Annotated in this window: 17 protein-coding genes; 7 read left to right on the top strand and 10 right to left on the bottom strand. The window is 52.4% G+C overall.

What is annotated here, in order from left to right:
• Position 1 precedes the first annotated feature (1 nt).
• Complete coding sequence (locus AAGJ81_11540; GenBank protein MEM0966772.1) at positions 2–802, top strand: endonuclease/exonuclease/phosphatase family protein; 801 nt, start codon at positions 2–4, stop codon at positions 800–802.
• A gap of 3 nt (positions 803–805) precedes the next feature.
• Here the strand turns inward: AAGJ81_11540 and secD are convergent, their stop codons facing one another.
• Positions 806–3340, bottom strand: a complete 2535-nt coding sequence (gene secD / locus AAGJ81_11535) for a protein translocase subunit SecD (GenBank protein MEM0966771.1) — start codon at positions 3338–3340, stop codon at positions 806–808.
• Between the two features lie 27 nt (positions 3341–3367).
• Positions 3368–3796 carry a preprotein translocase subunit YajC gene (gene yajC / locus AAGJ81_11530; protein ID MEM0966770.1) on the bottom strand — a complete coding sequence of 143 codons (429 nt, stop codon included), beginning with the start codon at positions 3794–3796 and terminating at the stop codon, positions 3368–3370.
• A gap of 20 nt (positions 3797–3816) precedes the next feature.
• On the opposite strand from yajC, the gene rpsT reads away from it, so the two are divergent.
• The 3 genes from rpsT to AAGJ81_11515 all read left to right on the top strand — a co-directional run bounded on the left by rpsT (position 3817) and on the right by AAGJ81_11515 (position 5048).
• Positions 3817–4071 carry a 30S ribosomal protein S20 gene (rpsT, locus tag AAGJ81_11525; protein MEM0966769.1) on the top strand — a complete coding sequence of 85 codons (255 nt, stop codon included), beginning with the start codon at positions 3817–3819 and terminating at the stop codon, positions 4069–4071.
• Entirely contained in the window at positions 4068–4862 is a 795-nt protein-coding gene (locus AAGJ81_11520) for a hypothetical protein (protein MEM0966768.1), read from the top strand. Before rpsT ends, AAGJ81_11520 begins: the two co-directional genes overlap by 4 nt.
• A gap of 90 nt (positions 4863–4952) precedes the next feature.
• On the top strand, positions 4953–5048 hold the full coding sequence (locus AAGJ81_11515; protein ID MEM0966767.1) for an AURKAIP1/COX24 domain-containing protein: 96 nt from the start codon (positions 4953–4955) through the stop codon (positions 5046–5048).
• A gap of 138 nt (positions 5049–5186) precedes the next feature.
• Here AAGJ81_11515 and AAGJ81_11510 read toward each other — a convergent pair whose 3' ends face one another.
• Positions 5187–6560, bottom strand: coding sequence for a replication-associated recombination protein A (locus tag AAGJ81_11510; GenBank protein MEM0966766.1), 1374 nt, complete (start codon positions 6558–6560; stop codon positions 5187–5189).
• The gene (locus AAGJ81_11505) at positions 6496–6648 is read right to left on the bottom strand and encodes a DUF2256 domain-containing protein (GenBank protein MEM0966765.1); all 153 of its coding nucleotides are present in this window, start codon (positions 6646–6648) and stop codon (positions 6496–6498) included. The genes AAGJ81_11510 and AAGJ81_11505 overlap by 65 nt, the downstream gene beginning before the upstream one ends.
• Positions 6649–7026: 378 nt before the next feature.
• Between AAGJ81_11505 and AAGJ81_11500 the strand changes: the two genes are divergently transcribed.
• Positions 7027–8442 carry a ComEC/Rec2 family competence protein gene (locus AAGJ81_11500; GenBank protein ID MEM0966764.1) on the top strand — a complete coding sequence of 472 codons (1416 nt, stop codon included), beginning with the start codon at positions 7027–7029 and terminating at the stop codon, positions 8440–8442.
• Between the two features lie 6 nt (positions 8443–8448).
• Here the strand turns inward: AAGJ81_11500 and AAGJ81_11495 are convergent, their stop codons facing one another.
• A complete protein-coding gene (locus AAGJ81_11495; GenBank protein ID MEM0966763.1) occupies positions 8449–10170 on the bottom strand; it encodes a hypothetical protein in 1722 nt (573 codons plus the stop codon).
• 156 nt (positions 10171–10326) lie between these two features.
• Here AAGJ81_11495 and AAGJ81_11490 point away from each other — a divergent pair, with 156 nt between their 5' ends.
• The gene (locus AAGJ81_11490; GenBank protein ID MEM0966762.1) at positions 10327–13461 is read left to right on the top strand and encodes a S8 family serine peptidase; all 3135 of its coding nucleotides are present in this window, start codon (positions 10327–10329) and stop codon (positions 13459–13461) included.
• Between the two features lie 8 nt (positions 13462–13469).
• Here the strand turns inward: AAGJ81_11490 and AAGJ81_11485 are convergent, their stop codons facing one another.
• The 4 genes from AAGJ81_11485 to hisA form a co-directional block, all read right to left on the bottom strand.
• Complete coding sequence (locus AAGJ81_11485; GenBank protein MEM0966761.1) at positions 13470–14399, bottom strand: rhomboid family intramembrane serine protease; 930 nt, start codon at positions 14397–14399, stop codon at positions 13470–13472.
• A 74-nt stretch (positions 14400–14473) separates the two neighbouring features.
• Positions 14474–14599, bottom strand: a complete 126-nt coding sequence (locus tag AAGJ81_11480; protein MEM0966760.1) for a hypothetical protein — start codon at positions 14597–14599, stop codon at positions 14474–14476.
• Positions 14600–14619: 20 nt separating this feature from the next.
• Positions 14620–16407, bottom strand: coding sequence for a sodium:calcium symporter (locus AAGJ81_11475; protein MEM0966759.1), 1788 nt, complete (start codon positions 16405–16407; stop codon positions 14620–14622).
• A 57-nt stretch (positions 16408–16464) separates the two neighbouring features.
• The gene (gene hisA / locus AAGJ81_11470) at positions 16465–17208 is read right to left on the bottom strand and encodes a 1-(5-phosphoribosyl)-5-[(5-phosphoribosylamino)methylideneamino]imidazole-4-carboxamide isomerase (GenBank protein ID MEM0966758.1); all 744 of its coding nucleotides are present in this window, start codon (positions 17206–17208) and stop codon (positions 16465–16467) included.
• Positions 17209–17399: 191 nt separating this feature from the next.
• Between hisA and AAGJ81_11465 the strand changes: the two genes are divergently transcribed.
• Positions 17400–18239: a rhodanese-related sulfurtransferase gene (locus tag AAGJ81_11465; protein ID MEM0966757.1), complete on the top strand. Its 840-nt coding sequence runs from the start codon at positions 17400–17402 to the stop codon at positions 18237–18239.
• Here the strand turns inward: AAGJ81_11465 and AAGJ81_11460 are convergent.
• A complete protein-coding gene (locus AAGJ81_11460) occupies positions 18236–19636 on the bottom strand; it encodes a glutamate decarboxylase (GenBank protein ID MEM0966756.1) in 1401 nt (466 codons plus the stop codon). The two genes, AAGJ81_11465 and AAGJ81_11460, sit on opposite strands and share 4 nt — an antisense overlap.
• Positions 19637–19669 lie beyond the last annotated feature (33 nt).

Below are 19669 nucleotides of genomic sequence, written 5' to 3'. Positions count from 1 at the left end.
AATGTCCGAACGCAAACTGATCACTTTCAACATCGCCCACGGGCGTGGTCTTTCTCTCTATCAGGGATTTCATTCGCCAACGGGTATACTTAGACAATTAGAGAGAATCACCCGCCTCCTCTCCCGCTTCCATCCTGATATTGTCTGCCTGCAAGAGGTCGACGAGGCGTCGTATTGGAACGGAAACATCAATCTTCTTCAAGAGATACAGAACAAGGAATCCCTTCCTTACTCTTACCTCGGTGTCCACAATCGCCGTGAAGGCTCGAAGCAACTGGCCTATGGCAACGCAATCTTGTCACGGTATCCTATTCGAGAGGCAAAGACGGTGCCATTTGGAAAACAAAAGCTTGGCGAGAAAGGTTTTGTCTTTGCGAGAATAGAGTTTCCAGAGGGTCTAGTCTCTGTCCTCAACCTGCATTTGGATTTCCGGTCCCGTGTGAAACGATTGGAACAGGTGGAGCAGGTGATCCGGTTCTTGCACAAAGAGCTCGATTCCCCAGGAGATCCGCTCATCCATCGCCCAATCATCTGCGGTGATTTTAATTCCAGAGCAGCCATGAGACGCGACGCGGTTGCTCAGCTTTTTGGCTACATGAAGAGCCACCATGAGTATGAGCTCTACCCCAAGAAAGCCCGCTCCTTTCCTGCTCACAGTCCCGTGAAGTGCATTGACTTCATTTTTCTTCCTCAGCCAATGGAGTGCAACGCCTGCCAAACGGTGCGCAGCTACGTCAGCGACCACCGTCCGGTCTTCATGAAATTTGAAATACCCGAACCAGGACTGACCCAAGAGCAATAAAGACTACGTTTTCTCCGAAGCTCCAGTCTGCCAGTCGTACTTAGGCGTTAGTTCTCGGTCTTCCACATGTTTCCGGTCGCCTTTGTGCCACCAGAAGAAGATCGGGCTTGCGATGTAGATTGACGAAAAGGTTCCGGTCACGATTCCGATCAGGAAAACGAATGCAAAGTCAACGATGATCCCTGCTCCGGCGATGTAGAGCGCAAGAGCTGCCATAAAGGTAGTCACACTTGTAAGAATCGAGCGGCCGAGAGTGAGGTTGATCGCAAGATTGACCACCCGCTTCAAGGTGTGGGTCGGATTCAGGTCCAACTCTTCGCGGATTCTATCAAACACTACAATCGTATCGTTGATGGAATATCCCACGATCATGAGGATGGCAGCAATCATCGGTGCGGTGAATTGACCATCTGCAAGGACGAAAATTCCTATCGTCATCAGCACGTCGTGAATCGTCGCGACTACCGCACCGACTCCGTAGCCCACCTCAAAGCGCAACGCGATGTAGAGCAAGATCCCAACCAAAGCCACCACGACCGAGATAATCGCATTCCTCTGGATCTGCTCACTCACTGCAGCACCGATGCTCGTCTGTCCTTCGAATGAGAGTCCTGAATCCGGAAAAGCGGTCTCAAGTGCTTCGTAAAACTCCATTCCTTTGCCGACCTCCGTCTGTATTGCAAGGGTCTCAGATCCGTCAGCCAAGCTCACTTGATAGACCGACGAAACTTCACCAAATCCACCATCGGATGCCACCCCCTCAATTCCCGTGACTGGAAGGCGTTCTTCAAAAGCCACCGTAATCTCGTCTCCGCCCACAAAGTCGATCCCGAAAAGACGATCCCAGTGAGACCAAATGGCGAACACACCGCAACCGACGATGATCCATGAGATGAGGAACGCAGGCTTACGAAAGCGCAGGAAGTCCACCGAAAATGGCCCCGGCAACCCCCATCCGAGAATCTTCTTCACACCTGCCTTGAAAACGAGAGTCTCCAGAAGAAAACGGCTGACCACTAAAGCACAAAATACAGAGGCACAAATGCCGATCGCCAGCGTGACCCCGAAACCTTTCACGGGACCCGTTCCCAACCAAATGAGAATCGCAGCGGTGATCAAAGTCGTTACGTTTGCATCTACAATGGTCGAAAACGCTTTGTCATAACCTCCGATCAACGCGTTTTTCGGACTTTTCCCGAGTCTCAACTCTTCCCGAACTCGTTCAAAAATCAAAATGTTCGCGTCGACTGCCATGCCGACCGTGAGTACTAAAGCGGCAACCCCCGGAAGCGTCAGGGTAGCTCCCAGACTCGCAAGAACACCCAACACAATAAGCACATTCGCGCCAATAGAAAGCACTGCAACGATACCGCCCAGTCCATACCAGAAAATCATGAAAGCGATCACAAGACCGGCCCCAATCTGTGCGGCCAGAACACTCTTCGCCCTTGAATCCTCAGCTAGAGAAGGCCCAACCTCGCTCATCTCATCGACGGTCAGCTCGTACTCGAGAGGGTTGTTCAGGATGTTCGCCAATTCGATCGCCTCCCTTTGGGAAAACCGGCCCGAAATGCGCGCACCTCCCCGGATCACCTCCCGCACCGTTGGGGCACTCTTCAGTTCTCCATCAAGAACGATCGCCAACTGGCCAACTCCCCCCTCCTGCAGATTGGCTTCAACAATCTTCTCCGTCGCCGAAGCGAATCGGTCGCTACCATCCGAAGTAAAGTCCATAAAGACCTCAAACCCGCCGGTCTCGTTCGGCATGGCACCGGCCCGTGAAACGATCGCCCCAGTAGCCTCAGCGACTCGTTTCACAAAGTAGCCTACCTCTTCTAGCTCACCGTCGTCATTCTCCCGCTCCATAAAGAGCGGCTCATAGTTGAGCGGGGTTGGCGTTCCCTCCCCTGGGAATACGCTTCGGTTGACAAGTCTAAACTCGAGGCGTGCTGGCGCTTTGAAAACTTCGATACCTTCCGGATCCTCGACTAGCGAGACTCCCGGAAGTTGAATCTGAACGCTATCATCGGAAACCGGCCGGATGGACGGTTCCGTTAACCCAAGCGCGTTTGCGCGCCTCTCCATCACCTCGACAACCTGCTTTAGCTGCTCTTCGCGCTGAAATCGCCCGACGTCTTCGACTGCAGAGTCATCGAGTCTGAGGGTAAAAGAAACCCCGCCCTCGAGATCCAGGCCCAGCCTTAAATTGCTCTTGGATTGGTTCAAAAGCTCCCTCAGCAGGACCTCATTCCGTCTTTCCTGATTGCGAATATCGACCAACTGTAGATCCGGAAAATACTGAGCCAAATCGATTCCCTCACCATTCGCGATCTCCCGCAGGCCAATGTAGACTGAAGGGTAGACGTTTTCGGATACCCCTTCCCGAGCCCGATCAACCAAACCCAAAAACTCTTCCTGGTTCGCCCTTTCAATGACAAACGAGTCAAAATCCCTGTCCTCGAGAGGGACAAGGTTGAGGAAAGCCCATGCAACGATGGCAACCGAAAGAGCTGCCTTCCAGAGAATTCCCCCGGACATCACTACCCCCAGATCCGACTGCCTCCCCTAGGAAGCGTCGTCTACCTTAGTTGCGACAAACGTCCGACCGACCTCAACCTTTACGTTGTCGCTCACCTTTACCACCAAACGATCGTCCTTGACGTTGGTGATCTCACCGTAGAGGCCTCCGGAAGTGATGATCTTATCACCCGTTTTCAACGCCTTGATCATCGCCTCCTGCTGCTTCTGTCTTTTCCGCTGCGGCGCAATGATGAGAAACCACATCCCCGCGAAAAGAAGGATAAAAAATATAATCGGTGTCAGCCCTCCACCGGGAGGAGGAGCTGGCTGCTGCGCGAGGATGAAAAAGGAGTCCATGGAAGGGAGAGGGTTTTGGTCTGTAAAAAGTAAGAAACCCTCGACAAAAGGTCGGTGGCGCAAGGTTGGCAAGGCTGAAAAGAGATTGACTTGCTTACCCTTCGCGTTTTTCCTCATCCCTTTTTTCCAAAACATCGATGGCCAACACCAAAGCATCTCTCAAAGACATCCGGCAGATTGAAAAGCGGACCGAACACAACAAGCACATTCGAACCCGCCTGAAAACTCTTGCGCGGAAGGTGAAAGCTGCGCGGGAAGCAGGCAATGATGAAGCAGCGAAAAGCGTTGCTCGGGAATACGTCGCTGCAAGCGACAAGGCAGCAAAGTCGTCGATCATCCATCCGAACAAAGCCAACCGGCACAAAGCTTCGGTGGCTGATCTTACCAATTGAGTCAGCCCTTTTATCTCCGCCCTGGGGAGTGGGGAGAAAAGTCGAGAAAAGTTGAGGTCTTACTCGCCAAGGAGCGGGCGGCCGTCTTGGTGCAGCCGGAGCCAAATCCGGAAAGCACGGCTGATCAGGCAACGACCACTCTTCAAACGGTGCTCCGCCAGAGGATCTCTGAGAGACAACCTCCGCCTTTTGCTTCAAATTGGACCGGCGCATCGGCCATTTTCTCCCTTCCCTGCCCGGGTCCTGTGGTCTTTGCCGGCGACCGGGAGACCTACTCAACTCTCCGAGAGGAATACGGGTCCGAACAATGGTCCCTGCATTTTTTACTCTTGGTTCGAAAAGGACCTCAGAAAGATTTCCTTTCTTGCGATCTTCCAGTCGCTTTGCACAGGGATGGCACCCGCTCGCTCATTTCGCATAAGACTGGGAAACAGGCCAAGACGGTGTTCAAACGAGTTCATGACGAGAGCACTCTCTCTCTTTGGTTAGCGCAGACCTCATTTCTCAGGCCAGACCAAATCCGACTACACGCTGCGGAATGCGGACTGGAGATTGCCGGGGAGTCGATCTACGGATCCGTTGAACCATTGACCCGGGAAGACCTTCCAGGGCAGCGCCACCCCGGAGGTAAGGGGTTCGTCCTCGTTGCAGGACCGGCGATTCACCTTCTCCACCTTTTTATTCCATCACTGAGTCCCATTGCCTTCCATGGACGCCCTTCCAAACCGATTCAGAAATGGATCGATTCACAGGCTGGGCTGGTCGACTTGGAGGTGAGCCAAGAGCTTTGAGGCACCCAGCACCACGAAGAAAAGGGTTTACAAGCCACCATAAACCACATTTTCTCCATCTTTTTCTCAATTCCAGACCGCTCCACACTCATGGGTAATCTACGCAAGAAACGCCGTCTCAAAATGAACCAGCACAAACGCCGCAAGCGCCTTCGGGCCAACCGGCATAAAAAGCGGGTCATCTAATTGCTTTCGCTCTGGATGAGCGACCGTCCCTACCCTGCTCCAACAGCTCTGTGCAAGGAGCGGCTGACTTAAGTCGCCGATTCGGGACCCCATGATCTCACTCAAACACTGAGATCACACAGACAAGAGAGCTGATTTTCACTCATCTCTCTCGAATTTACTCTTCATCTCCTTCCATCGTTCAACCCTTTCACGGATTGCTTTTTCTGAACCGTTGTCTTTCGGTTCGTAGAAGGCCCGAGGTTCAATCATGTACTCCTGTCCACTGATCGCTTCGGTAAAATCATGACTGTAGAGATAACCCTCTCCATGTCCGGCTTCCTTGGAAACCTTGGAGTGCGAGTCGCGCAGCCAGAGCGGAACGGATTGAACTCCATTGCGCCGAATATCCCGCTTGGCCTCACCAATCGCCAGACAGGCTGAATTACTCTTGGGTGCCGTTGCGAGAAACAAGGTCGCGTGTGCCAAGTTCAGTTCGCACTCCGGGAGCCCAATCACCTCGCAGGCCTGATAGGCAGCAACAGCAAGCGGTAGTGCCCGTGAATCGGCCAACCCAATATCCTCCGAGGCAAGGATGACTAGTCTGCGAGCGATGAACCTGGGATCTTCGCCTCCGACCAACATCTTCGCCAACCAGTAGACTGAGGCATCCGGATCGCCACCGCGAACTGATTTGATGAATGCTGAAATCGTATCGTAATGCTCGTCCTCTCCCGAATCATACCGGATCTGGCGCTCCTTGAGAAACTGCTCCAATTCTCCCGGGCCAACTGCCGAGCCAACGGGCTGGCTGAGAACCAAAGTCTCGAGGTAATTCAATCCGCGACGCAAATCCCCGTCCGCAATCCGAGCCAAGCGTGTCATTACATCCGGTTCGACGACCACCCGAGCAGCTTCCATCTGAGGATCCTCGGTCAATGCACGCTGAAGTACCTCCTCAACGCTATCCGGCCCTACCGGCTCGAGGTGAAACAACTGGCTCCGGCTCAACAATGCAGGTATTACGTAAAATCCCGGATTGTAGGTAGTCGCACCAATCAACCTTACCCAGCCTTCTTCGACATCCGGCAGCAGCAAGTCCTGCTGCGCTTTGTTGAAGCGATGAAGCTCGTCGATGAAGAGAATCGTGGCTCGATCTCCAGTGTTCTTGGCATTTGCCAAGTGTTGGCGTAACTCAGCAACGTTTGAAGCAACCGCATTGACGCGCACAAACCGACAGTTCGTTTCTGTGGCGATCACTTCGGCCAAAGTCGTTTTCCCGCACCCTGGAGGACCATAAAGGAGTAGACTGCCAAAAGCATTCTCACGAACCAGTCGCGCCAGCAGCGCATCGGGCCCAACCAAATGGTTTTGCCCAACAACCCCCGATAACTCCCTAGGCCTCATTCGAGCCGCGAGAGGACGATGCAACGGCTCGGAGGGTTGTTCAGAAAACCAATCCTGCTGTTCACTCATCCAGTCCCTCACTCCTCTTCCGGTTACGCCGACATCGCTCTGAACAATACCGAACACGATTCCAATCCTTCTTCCACTTCTTCCGCCACGAGAACGGCCTCCCGCACACCGGGCACACCTTCTGAGGAAGTTCCGACTTTTTCACCCCCAACCCCTACCTCCCACCCTCAAGTAGAGCGAAGAAAAATCCTCAAAAACTCCGTCAATTATTTTTAACCTGGTTTATTTTGACCTATTTTGACCAGCATCCAGATCGCTATCCGCTTGCCTCCCTGAAAGATACAACCGGTAGTGGACGCAGTTCGTCCGAATTGCTGTGCCGACTAAAAACCGAGCTCAATCGCCGGAACCTCTCCGGTCTCCGTTGGCCTTGCTGGTCTTACCATTCGCCTGCGGTCTGGCGACCAGCCGAATACTACCGAACGACTTTACACTAGGGACCTCTCTCTTTCTGGTTTTCACTTTCCTCCTCACTTTGTGCCTTCTGTCGATACATCGCCTAGACCGCCCATACGGATGGAACTTGGCGTTTCCACTTTTCGTTGTCGCACTGGGAAATTTCTACGGCACTTCTTTCGCCGCACCTCCCAATCTCCCACAGCCCTCATTTAAACCTATTCGGGAAGCACTTTTCGAGATTGAGCCCACCCAGACCTTCACCTCTCCGCCATACGCACCGGATCAAGTCGGACTAGCGAATGTATCTGGGAGAGACACTTTGTTGTATTACTCGGTTCCATCGCTCCAGGGGACCATTCTTCTCGAAGGTTTTTCCTATGAGGTCGTTGGCGTGGAGCGTCCCCTCTCCGAAGAAATGGAGGCTGAAAGTTTTACAGAATTTCTCCTGTCCCGAGGAGTTTCTGGTCGTCTTCGATCTTTTGAACCGGCCCAAACGATCGCCGTCACTCGCCCAGCCAAGGCACTCTTTGCAATACTTCTGGAGCGGGCAAAGAGTTCTCTTTCTCTCGGAAGCTCTCTAACTGAACCGGCCACGAGAGTTTACAAGGCTATCGTTTTAGGCCAGAGAACCGCCCTCGACACCCAGCAGAAACAAGTCTTTCGCGATACGGGAACCGCACATCTGTTCGCAATCTCCGGCCTTCATATTGGGTTGATCGGCATGCTTCTCTTCTGGCTATTCGGGAAGGCTCCGATTGGTCAACCCGTTCGCGTCAGCTGCACACTCTCTATCCTGCTTTTCTACGTTTTACTCACAGGTTCGACCCCATCCGCTGTCCGTGCTTTCCTTATGATAGCTTTCCTCGTTTCCGCAAAGGCGTTCGCTCGAGGTTATCGCCCCTCTTCCGCTTTGATGGCGTCTGCCTTTGTGGTTCTCTTGTTCGATCCTCGCCAACTGTTTACCTTGGGGTTCCAACTATCCTACCTAGTCGTGTTTTCAATTCTCGTGTTTGGAATTCCCCTCGCTTCCAGACTCATGGAACAAACCGACCCCGAATACTGGTTGCCCGGAGATTCCGGCTCGCCCTTTCACCGCTCCCGCAAGTGGCTTTTGGGTAGTTTCGCGATCAGCCTATCAGCGTTTCTCGGGAGCAGCCCTCTTGTCATGAGCAACTTCGGTGTCCTTCCACTTGCTTCCATTCCCCTCAATATCATTCTGATTCCACTCGCAACCGCGGTCCTCTTCACCGGTTTTATCGCTCTCCTCTTTGGTCTACTCGGACTCGATTGGATCGCCACCCTCTTAAACGAGGTGGCACTACCGATTACCGAATTGATGACGGCTATTGTTGCCTTTACGGCAAAAAGTCCCCTCGCCGCCTTGCCAATCTCTTGGAACAACGACTGGGCCGGAACGGCCGGCGTTCTTATGATCGTTCTCTCGGCTCTCTGGGTATCTTTTCAAAAAGAGTTTCGCTACCGATACCTTCTTTTCCCTTTTCTCTCGCTGCTACTGTCCCTTGGGATCGGCTACCTTTAATAGAGACTAATCCGAAGACGGTGCGCGGTGAACCGTAATTTGTTGAAACGGAATCTCCCAGCCATTCTCATTGCAGCAATCCACCAAAATCCTTTGCAAGGCATACTGCACCTTTTCAAAGTCAGCAGCAGCTGAACCCGCCAAATCGACCTCAATCTCGTAGTCGAGCGAACTCGCTCCCGCGGAGGCAAACTGCACCTGGACGTTTTGGATCGCCTCTGCACCGACTACCTCCCTAAGTCCTGCACTCAAGGACTTCTCCATAGCCTGTGGGATCGAAGTTGTGCACTCCGCCTGGTGTTTGTAATCCACTCCGAAACGGGTCTCGACCCGGAAGCCTTCCAACGAAAGATTCCGAGGGGAGAGAGCCAGAAAATCCGGGGTAGTCACCGAAACCTGCGCCCCACCCAGCTCCTCAAGGACAACATGGCCAGGGTTCTGAGCCACCGTTTTTCCCATTCGACCATCCGAAAGCTGCACCCAGTCTCCACGCTTGCAAGGGAACTCTTCTTCCCCTTCACACCACGGCCGCGAATGATAACCTACAAGATGACGGACGGGCAATAATTGGTACGCCGAGTCCAGTTTCGAGTTGGCCAATTTCGAGGTAAATCCGAGCGATTCCACGTTCCACGGGATATCGTCGAAAACGATCCGCTCGCCCTCTTTCACCATTCCTATGTTGAGGATCAGCTTTAGTGAATCGACGAATTGAGGCAGAACTTTGAGTCCGCTCCAGGCTACTCCGAGCAAGAAGAGGAGAACAAAGCTGAAAAGAAAGACGTCCCCGGTGACGCTGAAGACCGCCATCATGGCCGCCAAGCCGCCAAGGACACTCAATAGATTGGCAGCCAAAACAAATACACGACTCCCGAAGTTCTTCGGGTTATCGGTCTTCCGAAACTTTCGCGCGACAAAGAGAATTCCCCGCACAAAGAAAAAGACCGCCAGCGCAGCTCCAATGCCAAGGACAAGATTCAGTCCCCGCTTCTGGACAAAGTTCCGCACATACTTCGTTGATCCTTCAACAAATCCCTCCCGTTGCGCTTCCAAATTTTCCAATTGGAGCCTCGCTGATTCTTCCTGACTACTGGCGAGACTCTCCACTTCCTGCCAATGCTCCAACTGCTCGGAAAGCGCTGTTTGTAGTTCTGCGGTTCCTCCTACGCCGAGTAATCCTTCAATCGCTGCAATCGCAGTACGGGCATCCTCAGCTTGAGCGGAGAACCGTTCGACATCGTCGCGAAGCTCGGTCATCTTTCGCGACTGGGACGTTGCCTCCCGCAACTCTGCAAAGAAAGGTTCCGCCACTTTACCAAACTCGTTTTCCAGGGAGAATGGCTCCTTTACCTCCTCCTCAAACATTCCAAGGTCTACACCTGAAGCTGTCTCGCGAAACTTCATCTCGAGGACCCTCAACTCATCAGTTGCCTTTTGCAGCTTCTCCAAGACGTCCGCTCGACTGATCTCATTGGTCTCTAATCCGAGCTGATTCTCCAACTCGGCAACATCATCTCTCTTGATGTGCAACGCCTCCAACTGAGCCATCAGCACGGAGACCATTCGCTGTCGAGCCGACTCTTCTTCGGTCAACTCCGTCACTTCGACGACCGCGGCCGGACTTGCGCTGGAAAGGCTCTCACTCTCGTTCTGCCCAAACAAAGTCGCTGAAGACAACGCTAGTACAGAAGGTATCCACCCTACCGAAAATATACAGACCGTTTTCATGGGAATAAAAGCTAATCGAAAACCTCTCCATCGGAAGTTGAAACTTCGTCTTTTGCTATAAATCACAGCCATTCCAAACATGTTCAGCCGTAACCGATCGACATCCGATTTTACTCGCCAAAATTCTCCTTTGTCTATTTCTTTAAGATTCCTCTCATGAAAAAGCTATTTGCTCTAGTCGCCTCCGGTTTTCTCCTCACTGTTTTAGCCCTCCTAATATTCACAGGGAAAACCATAAGTGAAAAGCCTGTCCCCAGCGACCCGGATTCTACCCATACCGCCGAGATCTCGGAGCCCGTAACCGGCGTTCCTCCTCAGCCCCCCGTTCAACTCTCCCGCGAAGACGCTCCTTTTCCGGACCTCCCCCCCAACACCACCCGCTCCTCAATTGAACAACTCGTAAAAGGCGCAACTGTTAAAGTTACGGAAGACTCCCAGCCTAACAGTGCAGGCAGGTTTATCCGCAGAACCCTCTACGGTGATGCCAACTTCCATTACCGCAGCGTTCTTGTCGAAGAAGTCTTTGAGGAAACGGGTCCAGACCAGTTTCAAAGTGCCGGAATCAGCGCGATCGTGGGTGACCACGCCATGATACGCTTGCCGAAAGAGGCAACAGAACCCGAGTTAACCGAATGGATAGAAGACAACGGATTCCGCCTGCGATCTCAGTTGGAAACGGCTCCGATCTACATCGTGGCCACTGATGAGGTTTCCGTGCGGGCTGTCGATAACGTCATCTCTTCCTTTCAGCAGACGTTTTTGAAAGAGCAGGAAGATTGGGATCTCCGAGGCGTAGCAGAAGCAGACCACCTCGCCTTTTTTACCGCCACCCCAGACGATATCGACTTCAATCTACAGTGGTCCCTTGAAAACACGGGCCAATTTATCGACAGCACCCCAGGAGCAGATATTGAAGCTACCATCGGCTGGAACGCTGGTACGGGTTCCTCTGACGTAATCGTCGCCGTCATCGACAGTGGCATGCAACTAAATCACCCGGACCTTGCAGGAAACCTTTGGACGAACCAGTTTGAAATTCCCGACAACGGGATTGACGACGATAACAACGGCTTCATCGACGACGTAAACGGGTTCGACTTCGTGGGAGATGCTTGGGATGCCGGAGACTCCCTCAACCCGGATAACGATCCAACCGACCAGAATGGCCATGGAACCCATGTCGCTGGAACTGTGGGAGCGGTTGGGAATAACGCTACTGGGGTGACAGGAGTGAATTGGGCTGTCTCCATTATCCCGTTGAAAATCGGAGGAGCAGGTCGAGCGGTATCATTCTCTGCTGCTATCGAGGCCACCAACTATGCCGTGGCTCAGGGGGTTGACGTAATGAACAATAGTTATGGAGGAGTGCTACGTCCCGAGGACCGAAATCCTCCGATCCTTTTTGAAGATGCGATACGAGCTGCCGGGAACGCCGATATCCTTTTCGTGGCTGCGTCAGGAAATGACGCCAGCGACAATGATTCGATCCCGCAGTATCCCGCCTCCTATACCCTTTCTAATATAGTATCTGTCGCTGCAACTGACTGGAATGACGAAATTGCTTCGTTTTCCAACACGGGTGCCGTCAGCGTAGATATAGCAGCTCCAGGGGACTTCATTTTGAGCACGGTGCCGGGAAATAACTATTCGTTCTTCAGCGGAACTTCCATGGCTTCACCTCATGTTGCTGGTGCTCTCGCCCTTTTAAAAGCAACTGAACCGGCAATTTCCGGTCAAGTCGCTAAATCGAGGCTTTTGAGTAGTGCTGAAAGACTCTCCTCTCTGAGTGGAGAGGTGGCCTCGGGCGGAAGGCTGGATCTTCAGGCACTGCTCCGCGCATCCGGCGATTCCGGAGGAACGCCGCCTTCCATAGGGACCAGCCTAGCTGTGTCCTCCATGGTCACCTCTGACACGCTCGCTGTTTCGCCGCACAATAATGGCGACGGCATATTCAACCCGGGTGAGCTAATGGCCATGAGCTATACTATTACCAACATTTCCGACGAAACGGTCCACGTAATCTGGAGTGATATTGAGGCGACTTTTTCAGAGTTGTTCCCCGGTATCCGAATCGGGTTTGACAGTCTCAGTTTTGGAAATCGGGCAATCGGCAGCCTCGCACCCGGGCGTTCGGTCACTGATTCAAATCTCCGCCTCTTCTGCTATGGAAATACGCCTGTTCCGTTTACAGGTTCTTACACGATCACCCTGGAATCGGGTTTGCCAAACGCCCGGTCCGCGCAGAGCTTTACATTTACCGCAGGCGTTGGAAATTCTGTTCGTATCTCTGGAACTGTGTTGACCTTCCCCGGCGGGGTTCCGTTGGCGGACGCTACAGTGACCCTAGAAGGAAATGCTGCAAACTACACAACGACTTCTGATGCGAATGGAAATTTTTCTGTACGGGCAATCGGAGATACCTACACAATTTCCGCAACGATAGGAGGATTTGAGGACGACAATCCATTCTCCATTAACGCCTCTTCGGGAGCATCGGGAGTTGAACTCCTTGTGGACGTCCCTTTCATAACAGTGCTTCCAGATACGATAAGTGCTTCGGTCCCTGCTGGAGACACATCAATGGAAACTGTTAGTATTGGAAATGTGGGTTTTGCTGAAACTTTCTTTGCTGTCACGGGAGACGTGACAGGCATCTCTACCTTACCAGAAGGCACCCCTTCTATTGATCCACTCCTTGCGTTTCCCTCATGGCTCAGTGTGGACCCTGTCTCAGGAATAGTCCCGTCTGAGGATGTTATCGATTTAACTCTCACTTTTTCTCCAGCTTCGACGGATACTGGAACACTTACTGCAGAGATTACCGTTACAACAGCTGACCCCATTAATCCTGAAATCGTTGTCCCTGTTTCAATGATTGTTACCGGCGGTTCGACAACTGGTTTCCCTGTCGCAAGCTATCAGCAATGGCTTCGGGAACAGACTGGCGACGCCATCTTGACGATTAGTGATCCAATCGCACCCGATCTCGACAACGACGGCCTACCAAACCTAATCGATTTTGCCTTGGCAGACCCGGACGGAAGCCCCGAGTTGGTGATGCAGTCGGACGGAGACCTTTCCTTCGATCTTACGATGCGCGAGGATGTTCCCAGCTCTTTACTATCGGTTCTTGCTTCCGAAAATTTAACAACGTGGACTGTGCTTGAGCCTGAGACAGGCTACTCCATTACCGAGACCGTTGAAGGCGATGGAACAAAAACCGTTTCCATCATACTTTCGGAGGAAGGTTCTGAAACCAACCGTTTCTACCGCTTACAGCTGACCGAATAACTTGCTAACTACTTTCCGAGTAGTTCTTTGGCGCGGTTCAAGGTTTCTTTCTCGCTCTCGGTCAACGACCCAAAGCCGGAGGAGTTGATCTTGTCGAGAATTCGATCGACTTCCTCCCGCAGATTCTTGGACCCGTTCGCACCACTTGGTTGGGAATTTTGTTTGCGGGGTTTTGAGACATTCACTTTGTAGCGGGGCTCCAGCTTCTTCGCCTTGGAAGCGCTCCCCAAGCGGACGCGAGGGACCGAAATCCCCCGAAACCACGATTCGTAGCGAAAGAAAATGAATCCTGCAAAAATACCTCCCAGATGCGCCGAATGAGCGATACGGTCCGTTTGAGGGCCCAACTCGTTGAAAGCCAGACCAAACACGGTGATACCGGTAATCCCCCATCCTACCCACTTCGGCAAAACGGTAACGGGCAATACGAAGAAAAGAAGTAAAGTAATAGGTTCGTTGGGGTTGCGGAGGCAAAAATAGATCAGCAGCCCAAGAGCTCCTGCCGAGGCACCAATAACCAAACCACCGGAACCTCCCAAGTGGATGAGCGTCCAAACAATACCTCCTCCAAGAACCGAAAAAATGTAGAGTTTGAGGAGGTTCTGCGGGCCTATCATCGACTCAACAATTCGACCCATGAAAAAAATGATTAGGAAGTTCGCAATGAGGTGAAACAAGCCGCCATGAAGCAATCCGTAGGTCAGAAGGGTCCAGATCTTTAGCTGAGATATATTCGTCTCGGTAAGAGCCACCCAATCGATCAGAAAGGTTCCGCCCCCGGTCTGGCGGGTACCCACAAGCCCATCCACTCCAAAGAAGAGGACCAAAACATTCTGGAGTATGTAGACAGCCGCCGTAATGATCATAATCCAACCATACATCGGAATCTGACTCCGACCTGGATAGGACTCTCGCATGTATGGGCGGTCGTAGAGCATGTTTCGGGAAAGAGAAGGAAACAACAGAATGGCGCGTAAGCAATGCTAACCGAGCCAATTGCCTTCCCTGGCAACTATTCCTTTTCGTCTGGAGTCTCTACTTCGAATCCGTGGACTCGCTCCGTCTCTCCTTTTGTCGAAATCACTTTCCAAATGCACCAGGCGAAAAGAATCGTCACACCGCCTACCGAGAGAATCATTACTAGCCAGCCTCCCACGGTCATAACCCATCTCCTCTCTTTTCAGTTTCCTCAATACAGGCTCTGATTTCCTTTTTCCGTGGCACGTTCAATATACCGAATAGAAAGAGGAGGACCACCATGATTACGCCAATCCAAGCAGCTGGATTCGGATGGATGAATAGATCGACAACGTTGTCACTATATTCAGGTTTTCCAGATCCTGATCCTAAACCAAGGACACTTTTGTAGATCCAACTGCCAAAGATCACAAAGAGAAGAGCCGGTGTAACAAATTGAATCACGCTCTTAAAAACACCGGGAATGCGGATCGTAGCACCAAGGTGCGCTTCTCGAAGACCTTTCTTGATCCCAATCACCCATCCGAAAAGGACCACCTGAATAAACGCCAGCAGGACCATAAGAAGGTTTGTAATCCAAAAGTCCAACGTGTCCAACAACTTGAGGCCCGCACTAAAGTAGATGACCAGGACCCCACCAATACCCGTTACAAATCCTAAAACAGAAACCGACTGGCGCCGATTGATTTGAAGCGAATCCTCTAGATAGGCTATTCCAGGTTGGAGCATTGAGAGTGAGCTCGTAACCGCTGCGAGGAAAAGAAGGAAAAAGAAGGCGAAACCAAAGAATTGTCCCGCGGGCATCTCCGCAAAAACCATCGGCAAAGCCGTAAAGCCTACTCCAAAAGTGCTCAGCCCCATCGAAGCAAGGCCCGCCACACCAAAAAAAGCAACGCCCGCCGGGATACTGATCAAGCCACCCAATGCAACCTCACAAAACTCGTTTGCACTGGAAGCTGACAAGGAGCTTAGAACCACGTCGTCACGACGTCTCAAATAGCTGGCGTAAGTAATAATCACGCCGAACCCTACTGAGAGTGTGAAAAATATCTGGCCTGCCGCGGCCAACCACAAATCCGGGTTGGCTAGCTCTTCCCACACCGATCGCTCCTCAAGAGCAAACATCTCTGGATTCTGAGCCACAAGCTGCTGAGCCTCCACCAGTGTTTTTTCGGCCACAACGTCCAGCGTCTTGTCTTCGTTCCACACCGGCTCACCTTGCTCGTTCGAAAGAGGTGCTCCTTCAGCATCGACCTCCCGCTCGAGGAGGAACGTCTTTGAGGGATTCCACATAAAACCCAAACCGGTATCAATGTTTCGATCCGGATACTCTGGGTTGGGTGTCCCGAGAGTGAGAACACGGACCAAAATAATCAGAGCGATAAGGACAAGAGTCGGCATGGCATACCGGCAAAACAGCTCTATTCCTTTCGCAATTCCGCGGTAGATCAGGACGTAATTGAGTAGGAATACCAGGAGAAAATAGAGGCCCACGTGCTCGAGACTGATCTTGAACGCCGCTCCATTACCGCCGGATCCGACCAAACTGGCAAAGAATCCACTGGCCTCCTCTGGTGCCTGGAAATTCATTTCTCCCCTCAGGTAGTTCACCGCGTAAGCCAAACACCATGCCTCGATGACCACGTAATACATGTAGATCGATACAGGGATCACAAATGCGACTACCCCAAGATATCGGGCACCCATCATTTTCGTGATCGCCCCAAAAATACCCGGCGCACTATTATAGCCAAAGCGACCACCAGCGCGTCCCATCGTCCACTCTACCCAGCAGACCGGCAGTCCAATCAAAAGGAAGGCCAGGAAATAGGCGATCATGAACGCGCCTCCACCGAATTCGGCAACCTGCCCTGGAAAGCGGAGAAAGTTTCCGAGGCCTACCGCACTGCCGGATACCGCAAGGATGATTCCCAACCTCGAGTTCCAGCTTTCCTTTTGCCCCGACATCCCTCGACCCTAGGTAAGGAAGTAGCGAGGAAACAAGCTATTAACCCGATCCAGCGCCTACTCTTTCGCCGAAACAGTATCAATCATCTCTTTCACTGAGACGCGATCTTCGTAAATCGCCCGACCGACTATAACGCCAGTGAGGTTTTTGTGAGTGTGGGACAACTCGTTCAGGGCCTGTACATCGGCAAGACTAGCGACTCCTCCAGACGCGATTACGGACAAATCCGGGCACGATTCGCAAAGCTCCGCTTGTCGTAGAAGATTCGGACCCGTCAAGGCGCCGTCTGTTGAGATGTCCGTGTGGATCACTGTCGTAATTCCGTCTCCTTGCAACCGCCTACCGAATTCCACCGTCTCGATACCCGAGTCCTTGACCCAACCCTGAAGGGACAATTTCCCATCCTTTGCGTCCAACCCAATAGCCACCGCATCAGATCCGAACGCCTCAACGATCTTCCGGGGGAAATCCGGTTTTTCGACTGCGGATGTTCCAACCACAGCCCGGGACGCACCCGCCTCCAGAGCCCGCGAAATCGATTCCTCATCTCGGAGGCCACCACCCATTTCGACCTTCATGCCTAAAGCCGCAATCCTTCGGATGAGATCCAAGTGGGTAAGCTCTCCGGTGAACGCACCATCCAAATCGACCACATGTAACCATTCGGCCCCCTGTTCCATCCACATGTCCGCGGCCTCCATAGGATCTTCGAAATAGACGGTTTCCTTGTCCGCACGGCCATGCAGGAGGCGAACACAACGGCCCCCTTTCAGGTCAATCGCTGGATAGATTGTAAACATGTTCCGGTGATGGAGTGAGCCCGCGAAAGACTCAACCCCAATCCCCCAGCGACTTTAAGGGCCCCGTTTCTGTCAAATAAATTAAACCTGGTTTATTTTGTTTCATGTAGTCCTGTAGCAAACCGCTCCTGCCTCGCATGCCTTCACCCAAGGATTGACGGAGCATGGCCGGATCGTCTGGAATCCTCCCGATGTCCAAGGAAGATTCCCTACTGGTCACTTCACTCTACCGCTTCATTGAAGTTGTGGATCCGCCTGCGCTTCGTCAGCGGATATACGATGCTGGTGTCGAAAGGGGCTTGAAGGGAACTATTCTTGTCGCTCCAGAGGGAATCAACGGGACCATTGTCGGAATAGAAGAGGAGGTTGAGCGATTTCTGAGTTACCTTGAAACAGAGGAAGGCATCACGGACATTCCGATAAGAGAAAGCCGCTGCAAAGAGTTTCCCTTTCAGAGGTGGAAGGTGCGCCTAAAAAAAGAGATTGTCACCCTTGGCGTAGAAGGAGTGAGCCCAACCAAGCAGGTCGGCAAGTATCTCGAACCCGACGAATGGAACGAGATGCTCAAAGGTGGGGACGTAACCGTTGTAGACACCCGGAACCATTACGAAACCCGGATCGGAAAGTTCGCACACGCCGTTGATCCTGCGACAGAGAACTTTCGAGACTTTCCCCGATGGGTGGAGACCCACCTCGATCCGAACATGAGTCCCAAGGTTGCCATGTATTGCACCGGCGGGATTCGCTGCGAAAAAGCGACCAGCCTTCTTTTGCAAAAGGGGTTCAAGGAGGTTTACCACCTGAAAGGGGGCATCCTCCGCTACCTTGAAGAAACTCCTTCAGAAGAGAGCCTGTGGGAGGGCGATTGTTTTGTTTTCGATGATCGCGTCTCTGTCGACCCAAACCTCGAACAAGGCGCATACACCATTTGCGAGGGATGCCAGTTACCCGTTTTGAGGACCGAGCTGGATCAGTGTAACTGCCAGGAACTGAAGCGTCCCAGCAAGAGCATCAACCAAACGGTGCTTTAGCACTTCGGACGATGCTTGTCGGTGGACGAATCCTGAGCCGCTATCCGGTCTGGCTGACTAGCGTAATCCGCAATCACTCTTGTCATATCCTCTAGCAGGAGAGTCGCCATATCGCGACTAAAGTCTTCTTTCACTACGATCCTCAGCACCGCAATATCTTCAGCATTTTCAGGCAGTGTGTAGGCAGGTATCAGCCACCCGCGGTGTCGAATATGTTCCGAGATATCAAAAACCGTGTAGTTCACGTCTGCATCCTCACGAATGCGAAAGGCCAGAACGGGAATATCTTCACCCGGACCCAGAATTTCAAACGGCCCGATATCCGGTAGCTTCTGCGTGAGGAAGCGAGCCGTGTCCCGCGAGGTTTCCATCACCCTCCGATAACCGTCCCGACCCAAACGGATAAAATTATAGTACTGCGCAATCACCTGATTCCCCGGTCGGGAGAAATTCAATGCAAACGTCGGCATGTCACCCCCAAGATAGTTGACCTTAAAGACCAACTCCTCTGGGAGCTCATCCTCGTCCCTCCAAATAATCCAACCAACCCCCGGATATACCAGCCCATACTTGTGCCCCGAGACGTTGATTGATTTGACCCACTTCAAGCGAAAATCCCATTCCAAATCCGGCTGGAGAAACGGCGCGACAAAACCCCCGCTGGCTGCGTCCACATGGAGGGGCACATCCCAGCCAGTCTTGGCGTTTAGTTCATCAAGAGCGTCGTTGATCTCTTTGATAGGCTCGTATTGACCGGTAAAAGTGGTGCCCAATATCCCGACCACTCCGATCGTGTTCTCATCACATCGCTTGATCACCTCTTCCGAGTTCACCATGTAGCGACCCCTCTCAATCGGAATGTAACGGGGCTCGATCTCCCAATACCGACAAAACTTTTCCCAGCACACCTGAACATCGATCCCCAGGATCAGGTTCGGTTTGTCGGCGGGTTTCCCTGCCGCTTCACGCCTTTTGCGCCACATCCACTTCAAGGCCATTCCGCCGAGCATGGCAGCTTCGCTGGAACCGATCGTGGAACAGCCGCACGGTTTCTCGTCCTCCGGCGCGTTATACAGCTCCGACATGATGTTGACGCACCGCATTTCGATTTCAGCCGTTTGTGGATACTCATCCTTGTCGACCATGTTTTTCTCGAAGGTGAGCTGCATGAGTTCTTTTGCCTCGGGCTCCATCCAAGTGGTTACGAAGGTTGCCAAATTGAGCCTCGCATTGCCATCAAGCATCAGCTCGTCGTGAATGATTTGCGCGGCCGTCTTTGGCGGCATTTCTTCATCCGGCATCCGGTATCGAGGAATTTCCTTGGAAATGTAACGCGACCCAAACGTAGGGTTTAAGGTTTGGTCTAAAGAATCGGGGCTCGCTTTCTTGTGTAACATGATCTGTCAGCTAGAGGTTCGAGCTCGATTCAA

The organism is Verrucomicrobiota bacterium (assembly GCA_038744685.1).
In the GTDB taxonomy this organism is placed as follows: Bacteria; Verrucomicrobiota; Verrucomicrobiia; order Opitutales; family Puniceicoccaceae; genus Puniceicoccus.
This window is presented reverse-complemented; position numbering and strand designations above follow the sequence as displayed.